The organism is Halalkalibacter sp. HAAS-P013 (genome assembly GCF_056619925.1).
The window spans coordinates 70806-88342 of sequence record NZ_JBWQTU010000001.1 but is presented as its reverse complement, the minus strand read 5'-3'; the positions used below and the strand labels follow the sequence as shown (position 1 = coordinate 88342).

Annotated in this window: 19 protein-coding genes and 1 pseudogene; 7 read left to right on the top strand and 13 right to left on the bottom strand. The window is 36.8% G+C overall.

From position 1 onward, the window contains the following. Positions 1-251: 251 nt before the first annotated feature. Positions 252-761 (bottom strand): cupin domain-containing protein, encoded by a 510-nt coding sequence (locus tag AC1FXP_RS00495; protein WP_480057986.1) that lies wholly within the window; start codon positions 759-761, stop codon positions 252-254. A gap of 107 nt (positions 762-868) precedes the next feature. Next, positions 869-1690 (bottom strand): ABC transporter ATP-binding protein, encoded by an 822-nt coding sequence (locus AC1FXP_RS00490; RefSeq protein ID WP_480057985.1) that lies wholly within the window; start codon positions 1688-1690, stop codon positions 869-871. A 176-nt stretch (positions 1691-1866) separates the two neighbouring features. On the opposite strand from AC1FXP_RS00490, the gene AC1FXP_RS00485 reads away from it, so the two are divergent. Further along, a complete protein-coding gene (locus AC1FXP_RS00485; protein WP_480057984.1) occupies positions 1867-2436 on the top strand; it encodes an LOG family protein in 570 nt (189 codons plus the stop codon). A gap of 50 nt (positions 2437-2486) precedes the next feature. Here the strand turns inward: AC1FXP_RS00485 and AC1FXP_RS00480 are convergent, their stop codons facing one another. The 5 genes from AC1FXP_RS00480 to AC1FXP_RS00460 all read right to left on the bottom strand — a co-directional run bounded on the left by AC1FXP_RS00480 (position 2487) and on the right by AC1FXP_RS00460 (position 8558). Next, the gene (locus tag AC1FXP_RS00480; RefSeq protein ID WP_480057983.1) at positions 2487-4622 is read right to left on the bottom strand and encodes a peptidoglycan D,D-transpeptidase FtsI family protein; all 2136 of its coding nucleotides are present in this window, start codon (positions 4620-4622) and stop codon (positions 2487-2489) included. A gap of 315 nt (positions 4623-4937) precedes the next feature. Next, a complete protein-coding gene (locus tag AC1FXP_RS00475; protein ID WP_480057982.1) occupies positions 4938-5528 on the bottom strand; it encodes a CBO0543 family protein in 591 nt (196 codons plus the stop codon). 112 nt (positions 5529-5640) lie between these two features. Beyond that, complete coding sequence (locus AC1FXP_RS00470; RefSeq protein WP_480057981.1) at positions 5641-6033, bottom strand: thiol-disulfide oxidoreductase DCC family protein; 393 nt, start codon at positions 6031-6033, stop codon at positions 5641-5643. 183 nt (positions 6034-6216) lie between these two features. Then, on the bottom strand, positions 6217-7506 hold the full coding sequence (locus AC1FXP_RS00465) for a glycosyl hydrolase family 18 protein (RefSeq protein WP_480057980.1): 1290 nt from the start codon (positions 7504-7506) through the stop codon (positions 6217-6219). 269 nt (positions 7507-7775) lie between these two features. Beyond that, entirely contained in the window at positions 7776-8558 is a 783-nt protein-coding gene (locus AC1FXP_RS00460) for a Cof-type HAD-IIB family hydrolase (RefSeq protein ID WP_480057979.1), read from the bottom strand. A gap of 216 nt (positions 8559-8774) precedes the next feature. On the opposite strand from AC1FXP_RS00460, the gene AC1FXP_RS00455 reads away from it, so the two are divergent. After that, positions 8775-9734, top strand: coding sequence for a LacI family DNA-binding transcriptional regulator (locus AC1FXP_RS00455; RefSeq protein WP_480057978.1), 960 nt, complete (start codon positions 8775-8777; stop codon positions 9732-9734). Between the two features lie 7 nt (positions 9735-9741). Here the strand turns inward: AC1FXP_RS00455 and AC1FXP_RS00450 are convergent, their stop codons facing one another. Both AC1FXP_RS00450 and AC1FXP_RS00445 read right to left on the bottom strand, forming a co-directional pair. Further along, on the bottom strand, positions 9742-10134 hold the full coding sequence (locus tag AC1FXP_RS00450) for a hypothetical protein (protein ID WP_480057977.1): 393 nt from the start codon (positions 10132-10134) through the stop codon (positions 9742-9744). Between the two features lie 224 nt (positions 10135-10358). Then, complete coding sequence (locus AC1FXP_RS00445; RefSeq protein WP_480057976.1) at positions 10359-10988, bottom strand: MOSC domain-containing protein; 630 nt, start codon at positions 10986-10988, stop codon at positions 10359-10361. 155 nt (positions 10989-11143) lie between these two features. On the opposite strand from AC1FXP_RS00445, the gene AC1FXP_RS00440 reads away from it, so the two are divergent. Beyond that, positions 11144-11314: a hypothetical protein gene (locus AC1FXP_RS00440; protein WP_480057975.1), complete on the top strand. Its 171-nt coding sequence runs from the start codon at positions 11144-11146 to the stop codon at positions 11312-11314. Positions 11315-11436: 122 nt separating this feature from the next. On the opposite strand, the pseudogene AC1FXP_RS00435 reads toward AC1FXP_RS00440, so the two are convergent. Then, a pseudogene (locus AC1FXP_RS00435) lies at positions 11437-11669 on the bottom strand (iron-containing alcohol dehydrogenase family protein); the annotation flags it as partial. A 223-nt stretch (positions 11670-11892) separates the two neighbouring features. On the opposite strand from AC1FXP_RS00435, the gene AC1FXP_RS00430 reads away from it, so the two are divergent. Beyond that, positions 11893-12711 (top strand): Cof-type HAD-IIB family hydrolase, encoded by an 819-nt coding sequence (locus AC1FXP_RS00430; RefSeq protein WP_480057974.1) that lies wholly within the window; start codon positions 11893-11895, stop codon positions 12709-12711. A 104-nt stretch (positions 12712-12815) separates the two neighbouring features. On the opposite strand, the gene AC1FXP_RS00425 is transcribed toward AC1FXP_RS00430, so the two are convergent. Both AC1FXP_RS00425 and AC1FXP_RS00420 read right to left on the bottom strand, forming a co-directional pair. Continuing rightward, positions 12816-13571, bottom strand: a complete 756-nt coding sequence (locus tag AC1FXP_RS00425; protein WP_480057973.1) for an exodeoxyribonuclease III — start codon at positions 13569-13571, stop codon at positions 12816-12818. Positions 13572-13717: 146 nt separating this feature from the next. Then, positions 13718-14089, bottom strand: coding sequence for a hypothetical protein (locus AC1FXP_RS00420; protein WP_480057972.1), 372 nt, complete (start codon positions 14087-14089; stop codon positions 13718-13720). Between the two features lie 160 nt (positions 14090-14249). On the opposite strand from AC1FXP_RS00420, the gene AC1FXP_RS00415 reads away from it, so the two are divergent. From AC1FXP_RS00415 to AC1FXP_RS00405, 3 genes are all read left to right on the top strand, one after another. Further along, positions 14250-15116, top strand: coding sequence for a dimethylarginine dimethylaminohydrolase family protein (locus AC1FXP_RS00415; protein ID WP_480057971.1), 867 nt, complete (start codon positions 14250-14252; stop codon positions 15114-15116). A gap of 70 nt (positions 15117-15186) precedes the next feature. Then, the gene (locus AC1FXP_RS00410) at positions 15187-16116 is read left to right on the top strand and encodes an MBL fold metallo-hydrolase (RefSeq protein ID WP_480057970.1); all 930 of its coding nucleotides are present in this window, start codon (positions 15187-15189) and stop codon (positions 16114-16116) included. Between the two features lie 204 nt (positions 16117-16320). Further along, positions 16321-16506 (top strand): hypothetical protein, encoded by a 186-nt coding sequence (locus AC1FXP_RS00405; RefSeq protein WP_480057969.1) that lies wholly within the window; start codon positions 16321-16323, stop codon positions 16504-16506. Between the two features lie 13 nt (positions 16507-16519). On the opposite strand, the gene AC1FXP_RS00400 is transcribed toward AC1FXP_RS00405, so the two are convergent. Next, the gene (locus AC1FXP_RS00400) at positions 16520-17398 is read right to left on the bottom strand and encodes a metal-dependent hydrolase (RefSeq protein ID WP_480057968.1); all 879 of its coding nucleotides are present in this window, start codon (positions 17396-17398) and stop codon (positions 16520-16522) included. Positions 17399-17537 lie beyond the last annotated feature (139 nt).

Genomic DNA, 17537 nt, shown 5'->3' with positions numbered 1-17537 from the left:
TACAACGGTCTAGCTGCTTTTTCTATTACCCGCCTCCCCACTTACATAAATTCCGCTTAATAGGAAATAATTACACTCATACCGATAAACGGAGGACTAATGTCACCTTAGTAGAAGCATATTCTTTTTACGAGCTTTGGGAAGAACTAGGTTAATATATATAAAAGAGACAAAAAACCCGAAAAAGATATCCACCTTTTCGGGCTGACGAATCGTCCAAAAGTTCATTTTCCCTAAACTAATTACTATCCTTAGTCCATTTCAGGTAATGTTACATAGGCTAGTTTCTTAATAATCTCTTCAAGTTGTGGGTATGTACCAAGAAGATCTTTTTGTGTAAAGAGTTCGAAGTCTTCATATTCAAACCCCGGCGATACCATACAACCGACAAGAGAAAAGGCCTCCTCTTCCTCTTGTGACAGGGATGAGCCAAAGATTGCATTTTTCGGTACTAACACTTGTGGTACTTCCCCTTTTTCAAGATCTAAACCTAAACGAGCTTCCTCGTATTCTCCATTTTCATGAATAATATGTACAGATAACGAATTTCCTGCATGGAAATACCACAATTCATCCGACTGTAAACGGTGAAAATGCGAAACATCACCGGTACGTAATAAAAAGTAAATACTTGTATAAAGCATTCTTGCTTTTCCAGGTACTTCTTCCGTAGAACGGAACGATCTCTTAAAAAATCCGCCTTCAGGATGAGCCTCCAACTCAAGATACTTAATCCAATCTTCTGCCTGATAGTTTTTCATATACAAAAACCTCATTTCTAATAAGTCAATATACCAAGTAAACCAAATGCAAGAAAAAGATTCAACAAAGAACCAATTTCTCACTAAACTGTAAAAAGGGCGTTTTTCTATTTATGGTCATTCATTTCTGTTTGCTTTGATAGAATACTTACCCATAAGCGCTCTTCCTCCCACTTCAATCTCAAGGGAAGTTGAAATGTTTTTTCCAAGTTTTCTTCAGTTAACGTCGATCGCTTTTCCCCTTTTGCAACAATTGAACCGTTATTAAGTAATAATGCATGTGAAATGGCAGGAACGACTTCCTCAATATGATGTGTTACATACAGAAGTGTTGGTCCTCCTTTTGTTTCAGCTAACGATTGAATCGTCTCTAGAAGTTGTTCACGTGAGAATATGTCCAATCCATTACATGGTTCATCTAAAATAAGTATTTTCGGTTTTGCCATTAAAGCTCGGGCGATAATGACTCGCCTTTTTTCTCCTTGTGAAAGACTCGAAAACCTTTGCCCCGATAACCGTTCAATCTTTAATTCTTGTAGCAATAGTCTCGCCTCTGAAACATCCTCACTAGTAATTTCATCATAAATTCCAATGGAAGCATGTTTTCCACTTAGGACAACTTCAAGGGCCGTATCACTCCCCCTTGCAGCATAACGTTCATCAATAGAGGCGCTGACCCAGCCGATCGATTTGCGAAGCTCTGGAATATTAACCTGGCCAAATTTTTGATCAAGTACATGAATCTCCCCTTTTGATACCCACTGATATCCCATTAACAACTGTAAGATCGATGTTTTCCCTGAACCGTTTAATCCTAAAATGACCCAATGCTCATTAGGAGTGACATTCCATGAAATATTATGTAAAATTAGTTTTCTTTCTCTTTGCCACGAAACATTCTTTAAAGAAACTACTACTTGTTCTGTCATTATTTTCCTCCTCCCTATATAAATATATTGTATAGTGTTCAACTATTTATGTCACTTTCCCCAAACTGAATCTTATAAGATTTTTAAAATTCATAAGTTCCCCTAGCATAATTTACAAATCACTTTCTTTCTATTACTATTTTTATGTGTAAACTAAAAAGAATGGTGGGATGTTGATGTTTAAAAATATATGTGTGTTTTGTGGATCAAGCTTCGGAACGAGGCCAAGCTATGTTGAAGGCGTACATACATTCGCCCAAGCTCTTGTCACAAGAAACATAAACCTTGTATACGGTGGCGGGAACCATGGTTTAATGGGTGAGCTAGCACGCTATGTTCTCGAAAGAAAAGGAGAAGTAGTAGGTGTAATTCCTAAAAAAATACATGAAAACGTTCAACATATCGAGCTGACTGATTTAATTATTGTGGACGATATGCATCAACGAAAAGCAAAAATGTATGAATTAGCTGATGGTTTCATCGCCTTACCAGGAGGTATTGGTACCATTGAAGAATTAGCAGAATCATTAACGTGGCAACAAATTGGTTATCATCACAAACCAATCGGCATCTTAAATCCAAATGGCTTCTATGATAAATTGCTTTCATTACTAGAGCATATGACCAACGAAGGGTTTCTGAAAGCTAATTTTCTTGAAAACATCATTATCTCCGAATGTCCAGAGGAGCTCTTACAAAAAATGGAGAACTTCAAACCAGCTTACGTAAGTAAATGGGATACGTAACAAGGCTGTCTCAAGGGAAATATCCCTTAGAGACAGCCTTTTACCTTTTCTTAGTCAATATTTACTTCTTCTAGTAGTGGTTCATCAATTGGTTTTGCGCCATTTCGTTTTTCTTTTAACTCAAAGTAAGCTTCAAGTGCTGACTTCGAAATTTCTTGAGCAATTCCTTGGCGACCACCATTGCTACCAAGCTTCACATCTGGTACAACGACAGCAAATGCTATTTCCGGATTATTAAACGGTGCATATCCGACTAATGATTGAGTGTTGCCATCAACGACTCGGCGATGATCACCTTGACCAACAGCAACTTTCACTTGAGCGGTACCCGTCTTACCAGCTGGTTGATACGAGGCATTTGCAAAATTACCTCTTGCTGTTCCTCGTGTCATCACATCACGAAGCCCTTGTTGAACACGACTAATATGCGCATCACTCATGTCAATTCGATTGAGAATCGTTGGTTCAAACTTTTGAATAACCGCTCCTTGCTCATTTTGGTTCGTAGAAGGTTCACGGATTTCTCTTACAAGCCGAGGTTCCATTCTATAACCATCATTTGCAATCGTAGCAATATACTGGGCTAATTGAAGAGTCGTATAGTTGTCATATTGTCCAATCATTAAGTCGAGAAGGTTTCCAGGGTTTTCACTCCCTCCAGTCAAACCTGATGAATAAGAAGGAAGGTCGATCCCCGTTTCTGAGCCTAACCCAAATTGACTAAAGCTATTTCGAACCTCTTGATAGGCACGTTCAACCGTACCTCCAGAACCCGTCGTCCAACCACAACTTGTGTTTGGAGCAGTGTAATAACAGTTAGCCATTCTCATTCCAATTTCAAACATATACACGTTGGACGATTGCTCAAGTGCGCGTCGATCATCAATCCATCCAAACCCACTTGTGTTCCAAGAACGTTTTGGCGGTGTAGATGGTAAATAAATAGGTCGGTCATTAAAGCGAGTACCTGGTGAAGCGACCCCTGCATGGAAGCCTGTTAAAACTGACGCTGCCTTTACAGATGACCCCATTTCAAATGCTTTATTTATATTACCATCATGATCAGCATAGCTATTACGCTCACGGTCTACCCGATCCCAGAACCCTGCCAAAGCTAAAATGTCACCCGTACGCGGATCCATCAATACAGCATAAGCTGATCGATCTAAAATGAATGAGTTTCCAGATTTTCGAATCTCCTCATCAATAATGTCTTCAAGCCTTTGTTGAAGCTCCATATCTAAGGTGAGGACAAGATCATTTCCACGCTGACCTAATCGCTCATTCACTGTTCTATCAATCGTTCGCGTACCTTCTCGTTTTGTAACGCTTTCCACTATCGCTTTTTGCCCCCGTAACACTTCTTCATATTGAGCCTCTAAGAAGCTCGTTCCTACGATATCCGAGCGCTCATAACCACGTGATAAATAATAATCGACTCTTTCACTTGGTATTTGATTTGTTCGTCCAAATAAACTTTGAAAGGAATCCCCATAAGGATAGGATCTGCTTGAATGCCTTGCGATATCAATACCTGGTAGTCTATCTAAATTTTCACTTATAAGATGTGCTTCCTCATCCGTTATTCGCTGCTTGATTCTTTGTGGCGAATTAGCATATCCTCTGGCCATTTCACGATAAATTGCTGCAACTTGTAATTCTTGATCAGAGAGGTTATCAATTTGTTCATCGGTGACCCGCTCAACCTCAAGCTGATACTCTGCAGAAGGGCCATCAAGTTCCCTTCTTTCCTCTCGAGTCACAAGCTCATAACGCTCTTCCTCTGACATATTCAATAAAATATAATCCCTTTTATCTCTTGGCGTTACTCGATCCGTCTCAACTTCAATGAATTGCGCCAAATCCTGAGCAATGTCAAGCATTGTTTGCGCCCTTGTTGTTCTAGAAGGATTTGTGTATGTAACGGATAATTCCAATTGATTGTCGACAACAACATGACCGAAACGATCATACATCACTCCTCTCGGTGCATCGTGTCGTTCTGTTGCATTTGTAGTTGAAGCCAGTTCACTAACAAATGTTTCACCTTCAACTATTTGAACAAAGCCTAAACGTAAAATCAATGCGGAAAACAAGAGAAATACGACAAAAAAGAGGACATTTAATCGAAATGAGAGATGATTTCTTTTCTTTTGCCTATGTTTTGGTTTGTTCTTTTTCTTCATAGTCCTCTCACCTTTTTACCTACTTTTAGCCCCGTAAGAACGAAGCAAAAAAATTTATTTAACTGGAATAAATCTCTAAACTTACGTGACTAAATACTATTTTAACATATTTCCCCATAAAAATAATGGTTTTTCCAGTAATTTAGTAATACGGCTTATTAAAAACCTACATTTCATAGAATCGTAGTTGAACCGTAAAAAAGAAGTAGCTAGTTGTTGAACTGTTCGTCCTCCCTAACTACTTCTTGACTAGTTGTAGAAATATAGTGTGCCGCTTTTTTAAGTTGTTATGTAGACTGCCCCCTCAACATGTATTCAATCCCCTACTTTTAATAAAGCATTCTTTCTTCTTGTTCGGTATGGCGTGACACTTTTCATCCATTTTAGCAGTGGACCTTCATAAAAACCTTTGCTTAAAGGTGGTTTAAAAATCAAAAGAACACAAATGACAGACGCAACAGATGCACTGATAATCATTAGTGGTTTTTTTGTTAATAAATAGCTAAACAAATACATTTTTATATACACGCATATAGACCAAAAGATCGTCCATCGGTGATGAAATGTAATTAATTGTATCTTATGGAAAAGAAAAAACTCAATTGATGCTGAAATGGCAATCCATTTCACAATATGAGTGAATTGTTTATAAAGGCGACTAGGAAACTCAGATAAATAGAGAAGAATGATATGAGGCATAATAAAAAAAATGTACAACGCCCTAAGATATTTGACTTTTACAAATGGAGATTTAAACTCCCAAAGCAGAAAATGTTTAAAAAGATAATAATAAAGCGAATTAAAAAACATGACATAAAGCACACTTGGGAAAAATTGTTTAAAATTTGAATGCGTTTTCCTTCTTACGTTCAACCATAAAACAACTAGCGACAGCGCAAGATGCATTTCATAACCCCTCTTACAATAGGTGTACCTATATGATGTACAGTTATAGTAAAAAAATGTAACGAAAATAGAAATTTGTAAAATAACTGGAAATACCCTATAAGTCTTGCCGTTAATCTAAAAACCTTTTGCGTTCATCTGGTGGCAGTAGCATACAACTTTCACTTCTTCCAAACCTATAACGATTCTTCGCAACGACATGATACAAACTATCTCTGATTGGTGTCGGTATAAACAAAAAAAGGGAAAACAAGCTCCAAGGCCATTTTAACTTTCTGCAAATCTTTAGAGCTGCAGATGACTTGATAAAATAAGTTTGTCGATCTACTAAAACCAAACTATTAAGGTTGGAATCTATCCCGTATTGTTCCATAATCTTTTTACCAGTTACACTTTGTTGTGATGCAAATGTAAATATTGCTTTTGGATCTCTTTTTATAATAAATTGAACACTCTTATTACAAACGTTACATTCACCATCAAATAGAATAATTTGATTCATCATACCGCACCTGCCTTTACTATATACATACATTTTATCATAGCCTTTTCTTTTGAGATTTCTCATATCACTGAATATCCACATTTTTATATAACAAAATATGAGGTACAAAATAGAGTGGCTCATCTTAATATAAGCCACCCTAAACAATGATCATACACTATGCTTTCTAACAATACATTCCATTTACACTCGTTTGTTCACAGTAAAATTGGCATCTATCAACAACCAATTTTGTGGGAACTCCCATCCTAGCACCCAATAATAGAAGCCGCGTAATCCAAATTCTTTCACCAGATCGAATTTTGCTTGCATGCTTCTTGCATCTTCAAACCATACTTCATGTTCTTGCCCTTCTTCATCAACATAATTAAAGAAAGGTGACTGCGCAACTGTATCATACTCAATATTAGCGTTATGCTCTGCTGCAAGACGGATTGCTTCCTGATGATCGATCGCACGTGCTCTTGTAACACCTTCTACAAAAGGCAAGGTCCAATCATACCCATATAGTGGAATACCCATCATAATTTTATCATTTGGCATTACGGAAGCCGCGTATTCGATAACTCTTCTAACTTCATTTAGTGGTGCTACTGCCATAGGAGGTCCGCCAGTCCAGCCCCATTCATAGGTCATCAGGAAAACAAAATCAGCAATTTCTCCATGCGCAGCATAGTCGTGTCCCTCATATAATACACCTGGCATACCAGGCTCAACTTGAGGCGCTAATGCACTAGAGAGAAAATAACCTCGCTCATCTAGTCTAACTCTCGCTTTTCTCATTAGTTCGTTATATTGTTCTCTGTTTTGTGCACCTAAGTATTCAAGATCAAAATCTAAACCTAAATACCCCTTTTCATCCATAATTGCAATCGCTTCGTCAAGCAAGCGATTTTGTAGCTCTTCACTTTGCAAAACAGTAGTGACAAGCTCCGTATCAAAAGCACCGTTTTCAAGATTTGTAATAACCATTAACGGTACGACTTGATTTGCCAAAGCCGTATTTATTATTGCTTGATCATCAATTGGTGTAAGTGTCCCATCAGCATTCAATTCATAACTAAAAATTTGTACATACGTTAAATATTGGCCAACTTCATCTACGTACTGTGGAGATTCTTCACCCGTAATTCCTAAATCAACATACGCTCCAACATCTACAGCTGGCTTTTGACGGTAATCACTTGGGATATACAACCTAAACCAAGTCGGAATATTATTTGGGTATTCAATATTGTTAAAACTCACAATTTCTTCAACTGGTACTTGAAAACGTTCGCTAATAGATGATAAAGTTTCCCCCTCTTCAACCCAATAAACACGACCGCCTACTGGAATGACAAGCGCTTGACCAATAACTAATTGATCGGGGTTAGGCAATTGATTTGCATCGGCAATCGTTTGAAAATCCACCCCGTACATTTGAGCAATGCTCCATAACGACTCACCAGCGGAGACAACATGTATTTCCACTATCTCGTCCTCCTAATCTATACATTTATTCCCTTACAACCTTATTCAAAAAACTAGAACAAGGTGCCTGGCCCATCATATTTTGTTAGCAACCATAAAAAAGGGTCACTTCAAAGGTTGCGTTTTTAACCTTTGAAGTGACCCGAAGCAATGTGTGGAGTCGCTATATCTTTTAAAAGCCATGAGAGGAGTGGGTTTCTCCTCTCATGGCGAATAGCAGACGGAGCCATTGCCGTCTATGACCTCGCTATTGAGACAGTCGTTAATAACTATTTTAATAAACCTACGAGCTTTAGACCATGCAGAATTCCATCTTCATCTACATCATTCGTTACATACCTTGCTGCTTCTTTTGCCTTATCATGTGCATTCCCCATTGCTACACTATTAGTAATTTGACTAAGCATTTCGATATCATTTAATCCATCTCCGAACGCATACTGATTTTCCTTCGCGATCCCTAGCTCTCTAGTAATTTTTTCAATGCCAATTGCTTTTGAACCACCTGCAGGGATCACATCCACCGAAAGTGGATGCCAACGTATAAAATCAAACTTCTTGTACTGTTCCTCATAGATGGCTTCCTCTTTGTCTTTTAAAAATAATAACGATTGATAGATCTCTCTTTCTTGGTGATAAAGAGGATCATGGCTTGGAAAATGACCAATTTTAAGAGAGTCGATACTTTCTACAATATAATTATGATGAGCAACGTTTGCTTTCATATCCTCGTGATCCATATAAACAATTGGATGATTGTTTGAAACAGCCAGTTCTGTCAATGCATGCAGAGCTTGTTGATCCAATGGATTTTTATATAATACACGGCCATTTAGAACAACATATTGTCCGTTATAGCTAACAAATGTATCGATTTCTAATTCCTCACGTAAATCTGCAAACATAAAAGGGGCACGTCCAGTAGCAATTGCTACCTCATGTCCTTTTTCTTTTAAATTTACGATCGCTTTTTTTGCCGTTACAGGCAATTTCTTATCGTGATCTAACAACGTTCCATCAATATCAAAAAATACAATGCTCTTTTCTGCCATTACTATACTCCAACTCCTAACTTTCACTAATTTTCTTTATCTCTTTTCATGATACACGTAAATAAAACTTATTTCATGTTTTATATGGTACATGATGAAACGCGTTTCATAACAAGCAAAGAAAACGACATGTGCTTATTGTTGACATGAAATGCGTTTCATCGTCTAAAATAAATTCAAGTAATATATTCATTAGAGCAAGTGAAGGGGAGAAAAATGGCAAATATAAAAGATATTGCTAAAATGGCGAATGTATCGATCACAACTGTATCACGTGTTTTAAATAATCACCCTTACGTGAGTCAGAAAAAGAGAGAAGCGGTATGGCAAGCAATGAAAGAAAGCAATTATCAAAAAAATTTAAATGCTGTTCACTTAAGTACGGGGAAAACACATTTAATAGGAGTCGTTCTTCCTTTTTCAAATCACCCCTATTTTGGCTTATTGTTAGAAGGAATAGCGGCAGAGGCTGTAAAAAACAATTATAAACTCGTTTTGTTTCAAACAAATTATGAGGAAACGAGAGAGATCGAAGCATTAAATATGTTAAAACATAAGCAAATTGATGCACTTATTGTCTGTTCAAGAATTTGCTCTTGGTCAACGATAAAAGACTATGCGGGCTATGGACCGATTGTATTTTGTGAGGATACACGAGAGCAGCCTTTTTCCGCTACGTTTGTCGACCATTACAAAAGCTTTCAAACGGCATTACATTACTTAGCTGACAAGGGACATAAAAAAATTGGTTATTGCATTGGCCGTAGCAGCGGCGCAAATAGTACAAACAGAGCTCTAGCATATAAAGACTTTTTAACAAAAAGAAAATTACCATTTCATCCTGAGTATATTTTTGAACAATGCTTGCATTTAGAAGATGGAGAAAATGTCATGTCAAAAATTACAAACATGAAAGAACCTCCCACAGCTCTTCTTGTAACAAGTGATCAAGTAGCCGCAGGTATAGCTGCATCTTGTCTAGCTAACAAGATTTCGATACCACAAGAAATAGCAATAATAGGTTTTGATAACCAACCTATCTCAAAAGTTATGGGGATTACAACAATGGAAATTCCATTAGTGGAAATCGGCAGGAATCTTTTTTCCCAGTCTGTTCAAAGTCACCTTTCTTATAGAGAAATGGATGCTACTTTAATTGAAAGAAATACCGTTTAACGTTTCACTACTCTTTACGTAAAGAAAACAATTCACTCTCATAGTTAAATTGGGATTCATCCTTCCATTTAATAAAAAAAAGCAACTCCTCTTCTTCATCGTAATACCCGCAACTATTGCATTCATATTGATACACTTGATCTTTATTAATATCCTCAACATTTATCCACCCTCCTCCGTAATGAGGGTGGATGTCATATTCAACTTGTTTTACCTTTTTATTTTCTTTGTATTTAATGAAAATAGAATAGCTTCCTTCAGTACCTATAAGCTTTGATTCAATACTTACATGCCATTTTTCAGTTTCTCCGGAATACGTCACTGCCGGAACTCGCAGAAATAACTGATATAGTAAAATCAACAGAATAAGAGTAGTCATGATCAAAAGTTTATTTTTCACACTTTTCACCTCTTATTCTATTTGATGTACAAGCAGGAAGCATTATACTTTCTTTTACATATTTAATTATTTTAAAAAATTACGATACGTGAAATTATCAAGTTAATGGTTAAAAACCGTTAGCAGAATAAATTTTTCCACTAACGGCAAGTAGTAATCTAAGACGTTGCGACCCAATCCTGCCTAGAATCGTCCCCTTCTATGTACAATTAACCCACTACAGGCTAAAGTGATTCTTTCCATGCATCCGAAAGCTCCCTTAATTCGAGCAATCTGTGGATGGCTTCTTTATTATGCTTATCCTGATACGATACTTTATTTACAAATTCTATGCTACTATCAGTCTTACGCTCTAATAAGATAAGTGAGTCGTTAACAGAAATATTTCCTTCTTGTAACACTCGTAAGTAAAAACCAGAATATCCTGTTTCTTGAATATATAAAGGAAACTTTTTAACCCCATGGCGCTTGGCAACTTTAAAACAAGGTCTTCTCGGCTGGCTTACTTGAACGACGGCTTCTCCCCATTGAAATGTATCACCGATGAACACATCTGTCTCCGTTAGTCCACGCAACGTAATATTTTCTCCAAATGCTCCAATCGGAAGTGATAATTCTAATTTGTCGTTCCAATAATGATAATGTTCATACGGATAAACGCAGACAGCTTTATCTAAGCCACCATGATTGATCAAATCTGCTTGCTCATCCCCTTCAATTTGAGTTGAAGATAGATAAAGTACTTGCTCGTTTACTGATTGCTTATTAATCGCAGACAAAACTTCTTTTTTTCCACAAGCAGCAATATTTTTCGAATTACCTATATTTAATGAAACAATGGTGCCTTTAATCACAATTTGAAACCTCCATCTTATTCCTTTATAAAATTATTGTTTCTGCATTCGCTCTTTAATTCCTGCCATACTTTTTCAAATAGAAAGGTAATTTCTACGTATAAAAGATTTTCCTAAGGTAAGTATTGTAATAAATATGTCAAGGAGGTTACGATATGGAAGTAAATATGAGTGCTGAACAAGTCATTACAGAAATTCAACAATTAAATGCAGCTGGTGAAAGTCTTAATAAGAAAAAGGTAAAAAAATCACACCCTGAACTGATGAGAAGTGCTTTGCACTATTTTCCAAATTGGGACAATGCCATTGAAAGAAGTACAATGTAAGTAATCAGGCTCCCCACAAATGCCTGTTCAAGCTTCATTTCTACATACCTACAGGCATTTGTTTGAGCCACACTTATTTAAGTCGATGAGGATAGCATCCTCCTCTATATGCTTCTTCGCTTAGAGATAAGATGTTCAGAACCACTTGTTGGTGAGCTATTACCGCTAATAACAGTCGCAATCCCACCATCGTCATTGAGCTAACTAACTCTTTTAAGAATATCGTAGCCTTTATATCATCCATAGGAGTTCGTACGAAGCTGTTTACTGCTATCTTACTGATCATAGCAGCAAATGCATTGACCGTACTGACTCCTTTTTGATTTTCATATTCCCAATCATATAAATTAGTAAGCACACCTTCTTCAATTTCTAAAATGGTCGAAAATCGATATAGTCGTTAGTTGATTTTCCTTCACATAAAAAATCCTTTTCAAAATACTAGCCAGCATTATAATCATCATGACTTTAGTATTTTAACCGCTTTCACTAAAGTAATGGTGGAATAGGGCTAGTCTCTCTCCTTATTTTCATTTATAGTTAGTTTATAGTCTCTTACTAAAGAAAGGAATTAAAACATGATATACAAAATGATTGTTCTTGATTTAGATGACACATTGCTTCGTGACGACCACACCATTTCTGAACGAACAAAGAAGGCACTAATGACTGCACAGCAACAAGGTGTAAAAGTGGTTCTCGCTTCTGGACGCCCAACTTTTGGAATGAATGCTATTGCGGATGAATTACAATTAAAAGAGTACGGAAGCTATATTCTCTCTTTTAATGGAGCAAAAATTATCAATTGTAAAACAAAAGAAGAACAGTATAGTAGTACACTTCCTCCTGATGTTGCTCATCGTCTATACGAGCTAAGTCAAAAAGAAGGCGTGTATATCCATACATACATTGGAGATGAAATCGTTACAGAATTGGAAAATCAGTATACGACAAGAGAAGGTGAAATTACAGGGTTACCCGTAAAAAAAATTGATAACTTTATTGAAGGCGTCAATGAGCCTGTCGTAAAAGTATTAATGTGTGAAGACCCTGATAAGCTCGTAAAAGTCGAACAAAAGTTAAAAGAAGAATTTGCAGGTACTTTAAGTATTATGCGTTCAAAACCTTATTTCTTAGAATTCCTTGAAGAAGGAGTGACTAAAGGCTCTAGTTTGGATTCCCTCATTCAATCACTTGGTATTAAACAAGAAGAGGTCATAGCTATGGGAGATAGTTATAATGACTTAGCAATGATTGAATTTGCTGGCCTTGGCGTTGCCATGGGAAATGCACCTGATGACATTAAAGAAATGGCAGACTATATCACGGATACGAACATGAATGATGGAGTTGCAAAAGTCGTAGAAAAGTTTATTTTAGCAAAGGCTTCTGTCTAAATAGAGAAACATTGATAATTCATCAAATGATTTATTAAGCTAATAGTGGATTATTTCTCTGCCAGCAACGGTTGTTTCAAAACGTTGCTGGCCCCTTCTTTATCTTAGATAGTTAGCTCTACTTCAACCGGACAGTGATCACTTCCTAGCACATCTGAATGGATTTCTGCCTTTTTTATAGATCCTCTTAGTCGATCAGAAACAATAAAATAATCAATCCGCCAACCAATATTTCTCTCTCGAACTTTATTCATATATGACCACCATGTGTAGCAATCTTCTTTATTTGGATGTAAATAGCGGAACGAGTCTACAAAACCTGATTGAAGTAGCGTTGACATCTTCGCTCTCTCTTCAGGTGTAAAACCTGAATTCTTTTGATTGGACTTATGGTTTTTCAGGTCGATCTCTTGATGAGCAACATTTAAATCTCCACATAGAACGACTGGTTTTATTGTATCAAGCTCAATCAAGTACGTACGAATCCGCTCTTCCCACTCAAGTCGATATTCAAGGCGCGACAAGTCTCTTTTTGAATTAGGTGTATAAACATTCACCAAATAAAATGAATCAAACTCTAAAGTAATGACTCTGCCTTCATTTTCTTTAAAGTCACCCCCTAATCCAAACTGGACAGATAATGGTTTCACTTTTGTAAAAATAGCTGTACCTGAATAACCTTTTCTTTCAGCTGAATTCCAGTATTGGTCATACCCATCAAGCTGTAATTGAATTTGTTCCGGCTGACACTTTGTTTCTTGCAAACAAAATATTTCTGCATTCACTTTATGAAAATACTCTAAAAAACCTTTATTCACACAGGCACGTATGCCATTGACATTCCAAGAAATAAGTTTCATATTTTCAAAGTTTCTCCTTGTTATTAGATTAAATACTAATCTTACAATAAGTTGTTCCTAACCGTAAATGAAAATAAACCGAACAACAGTAATGGCACTAAAAAAGTCAGTTTTTTAAGTACCTGTTAAAAGTGTCCTGTTTATTTTCACTTATGTTCTTCAAGCACTTCCGCTATTGTGTCCTGATCGTTGTGATTGTCTATATCAAGTTGATCTAATAATTCATTTATAGATGTGGGCTGTTTAAACAGTTCTCCTAAATAACCTTCAGACATCATTGGGATCAATTTATCCTGGATAAACACTGTCCCCTTTTTCACTGATTCAACTCCACCCTCAGCAAGATCTTCCGGTGCCATATCAAATAAAACCACTGCCCCTATTCCGACTACGAGTAGGATAACAACAAATCTAAATAACGTTTTTAATAAGGAAATAAGCAAAAAAACAACGATCACAACACCAATTAAAAATAACCATATCTGTTGCGTTTCGACAAACTCAATTAGCTGTTCCACACTTCCTCCTTTATGACTGCAATGTATTGTGTCTATTTCCCATTATGAACCAAATAGCTATGTTTAAACATGATAAAATCATTGAAATTACATCTTATGTTTCTATCAATATTGGGAATACTATCATTGATAAAGACTGATAAAAACTGGGGGATCATAAATGTCAATTTTTTCTAAGCAACAACGAAAGCCGTTTGCAAGAAGTGAATATGATGTTTTAAAACAAGTCATTTTATGCAAACCAGAATATATGACGATTCGCGATGTCATCAATGAAACACAAAAGAAATTTAAGGATGAAGGGATCCATATTGAACTAGCAATGGCTCAACATAAGAAATTTGTGAAAACACTTGAGGAACATGGGGTAGATGTTGTTTTGTTACCTGCATTAAAAATGTTCCCAGAGCAAGTGTTTACACGCGATATTGGATTCACCTTTGGGCATATCTTGTTTGTTGCCGAAATGGCTCATAAGATAAGACAAGGTGAAGAAGAAGTATTACGTGGCTGGATTAAACAGGAGCGAATGTCTTATTTCAATTTAATTGGTGATATGATTGAAGGTGGAGATGTAATTATCGACGGAGAATCGATCTACGTCGGTTTAAGCAATCGTACGAATCAAAATGCGATTGATCACCTACAGAGCATTTTGCCTCACTATGAGGTTGTGCCTGTTCCTTTCACAGAAAAATATTTGCATTTGGACTGTGTATTTAATATTGTTTCTCCTAAAGAAGCACTTATTTACCCTGGCGCTTTAAAACCAAAAGAGATCGACTTCCTTGCTTCTCGGTTCGATTTAATTGAAGTCACAGAAGAAGAACAATTTACACTAGGAACAAATGTCTTATCGATTGGCAACAAAAAAGTATTTAGCTTGCCAGTTAATACGAAAGTAAATGAGCAGTTACGAGCACGCGGGTTTGAAGTGGTTGAAGTCGATATTACCGAAATCATCAAATCGGGAGGATCGTTTCGTTGCTGCACTCTTCCTGTTTTAAGAGAAGGAGATAACCATTAAAGGAAAGGTGTAGCAAAACAGCTACACCTTTCCAATTGGCTCTGCACGATTAAATGAGGAGTGATCTGTTTTGAAGAGACCGTTTCAAAACTTAGATAATATCGATAAAAATAAGGTAAATCTTCGAAAGTTGTATCATTATTTTCGAATTCGTAATAAAGGCAAGGATTTAACAAGCCGTATCCCCGTAGAAGAGAATACGAATATTCACTATCTCCAACAAAACCGCTCCGATATGACCTATACATGGATCGGTCACTCTACCTTCTTCATACAATGTAATGGACTCAATATTTTAACAGACCCTGTCTTTTCTAAACGAATGGGAACGGAAAGAAGATTAGTTCCATTAGGGATTGAACTCGAAGGATTACCCGAAATAGATATCGTCGTGATCTCTCATGCTCATTTTGATCATCTTGATTTTTCATCCATTAGAAGGCTAAAAGGCAATCCTCATTTTTACGTACCTCAAGGATTGAAAAAACTATTTAAACAACGAAAAACCACATCAGTTAGTGAGGCCAATTGGTGGAATGCATTCAAGTACAAAGATATCAAACTCCATTTCGTTCCCGCTCAACATTGGAGCCGAAGAAATCTCTTTGATAAAAATCGTGCACATTGGGGAGGCTGGATCATTCAATCTGATCATCATACATTTTATTTTGCTGGAGATACTGGTTATTTTCGTGGGTTTTATGATATTGGGAATCGTTTTACGATTGATACGGCTTTTATGCCAATAGGCGATTATGAGCCAGAATGGATGTCAGGATTGCAACATATGAACCCAGAACAGGCGGTGCAAGCCTTTTTAGACCTTGGTGCACAAACATTTATACCGATGCATTACGGAACTTACCGACTATCAATGGATACGGGACCTGAAGCGCTGCAAAGGTTGAATGCCGAATGGAACCAAAGAAACATATCACAAAAACAGTTAAACACTTTAAAGATAGGAGAGACTATCTTTTTGCAGAGTAAGCACACATAGACCTCTATTAAAAAAGCCAGTTTGCTTTCAATGCGAACAAACTGGCTCCACAGTTTTTACTACCTTTAATCCACCACTAATATATCGTCAACTTATCTAAGCCCCCATTTATCCTTCCAGCTCTAAATTCCTTCTTTTATCATAGAAATATTTCATAAATTCCTGCATATACTATATAGGTTTACTATAGGAGGGAGAATCTAAATGGATTTATCAGAAAAACAATTTTCTCGCTTAAGCAAAAAGTCACTAAAGCACCTTGAGAAACTACAGCACAAATATTCAGAGGAATTTGGAGATTTTATTTCAAAAGCGGAGCTTATGTCGATTATCGTAAGGTATCAACGTGAAAGAACGAAAAATACTCATAACCAAGAAAAGAAAGAGTGAACTAATTGTCACTCTAATCTCGGTTAATGTTAATATATTCAAACAAAAAAGATGAACCGTCCCGATAAAAGCGCGGATCATACACCCCAAGTATTTCATCTGTTTCAACTACTACGACAAATGGTGACCATTCCACTAATACTTCCGCTTTCGGATTTGTTTGATAAAGTGGCTCTAAATTAGCCTCGTCCATTGATACAATGGATTCATTCACAACTTTACCTCCCCAAACTGTTGCATTAGAAAGTGTGACAATATCTGAGTTTTTTCCAATAACCGAAAAGTGACCTGGGAGGAAACTAGCTGAGAGAGCCACTTCTTCATACTCTTTTATCGCTTCTTGATAAATGATTATCCCTTGAGTTCCCTGGATGAATATGTGTAAAGTAATACCAACCCAAACATATCTCCATACTTTATATCGTTGTATATGTCTTTTGATCCTAATAATCACGAAACCAAATAATATAATCGACCAGATCACAAAGTCAACAATCGGGATAACTCCAAGCGTCACCCTCATCTGTGAAAGTGGTTCAAAAACCCCTGTTCCCCAAGCATTTAATGCATCCGACGCGTTATGTATTGCGACATTTATCATAGCCAAATAGAAAATCAGTAAGTCTTTACGCTTCCAAATAAAATAAGCAACCACATAAATAAGTCCAGCCCATATTGGCACAAGAAAAAACGAATGCGTTAACCCTCTATGCCACATTTGTTCCATCACTCTACCAGTCTCCGTCATGTTAGCAACCACATCTATATCCGGAATTTGGCTTGCGGTCAAAGCAGAAAATAGCAATGCTCTTTTTTTATTTCGATCCATTTCCTCTTTCTTCACTGCGCCGTACGTTGTTAAACCAAACAACGTGTGAGTTACTGTGTCCATAATGCTTCCCTGCCCTTTTTGTCCTTCCTATATCATAACCATTTCTACGATGTAATCCAAATGAAAGACGCTTCCCATTAATAAATCATAAATTCTATCTCATTCATTACATAAACAACGCTTCTTTTTCGAACAATAA

Excerpts from the sequence above, each read along its gene's own strand:
- AC1FXP_RS00495 (WP_480057986.1), bottom strand. The coding sequence starts at position 761 with ATGAAAAACTATCAGGCAGAAGATTGGATTAAGTATCTTGAGTTGGAG.
- AC1FXP_RS00490 (WP_480057985.1), bottom strand. The coding sequence starts at position 1,690 with ATGACAGAACAAGTAGTAGTTTCTTTAAAGAATGTTTCGTGGCAAAGA.
- AC1FXP_RS00485 (WP_480057984.1), top strand. The coding sequence starts at position 1,867 with ATGTTTAAAAATATATGTGTGTTTTGTGGATCAAGCTTCGGAACGAGG.
- AC1FXP_RS00480 (WP_480057983.1), bottom strand. The coding sequence starts at position 4,622 with ATGAAGAAAAAGAACAAACCAAAACATAGGCAAAAGAAAAGAAATCAT.
- AC1FXP_RS00475 (WP_480057982.1), bottom strand. The coding sequence starts at position 5,528 with ATGCATCTTGCGCTGTCGCTAGTTGTTTTATGGTTGAACGTAAGAAGG.
- AC1FXP_RS00470 (WP_480057981.1), bottom strand. The coding sequence starts at position 6,033 with ATGATGAATCAAATTATTCTATTTGATGGTGAATGTAACGTTTGTAAT.
- AC1FXP_RS00460 (WP_480057979.1), bottom strand. The coding sequence starts at position 8,558 with ATGGCAGAAAAGAGCATTGTATTTTTTGATATTGATGGAACGTTGTTA.
- AC1FXP_RS00455 (WP_480057978.1), top strand. The coding sequence starts at position 8,775 with ATGGCAAATATAAAAGATATTGCTAAAATGGCGAATGTATCGATCACA.
- AC1FXP_RS00440 (WP_480057975.1), top strand. The coding sequence starts at position 11,144 with ATGGAAGTAAATATGAGTGCTGAACAAGTCATTACAGAAATTCAACAA.
- AC1FXP_RS00430 (WP_480057974.1), top strand. The coding sequence starts at position 11,893 with ATGATATACAAAATGATTGTTCTTGATTTAGATGACACATTGCTTCGT.
- AC1FXP_RS00425 (WP_480057973.1), bottom strand. The coding sequence starts at position 13,571 with ATGAAACTTATTTCTTGGAATGTCAATGGCATACGTGCCTGTGTGAAT.
- AC1FXP_RS00415 (WP_480057971.1), top strand. The coding sequence starts at position 14,250 with ATGTCAATTTTTTCTAAGCAACAACGAAAGCCGTTTGCAAGAAGTGAA.
- AC1FXP_RS00405 (WP_480057969.1), top strand. The coding sequence starts at position 16,321 with ATGGATTTATCAGAAAAACAATTTTCTCGCTTAAGCAAAAAGTCACTA.
- AC1FXP_RS00400 (WP_480057968.1), bottom strand. The coding sequence starts at position 17,398 with ATGGACACAGTAACTCACACGTTGTTTGGTTTAACAACGTACGGCGCA.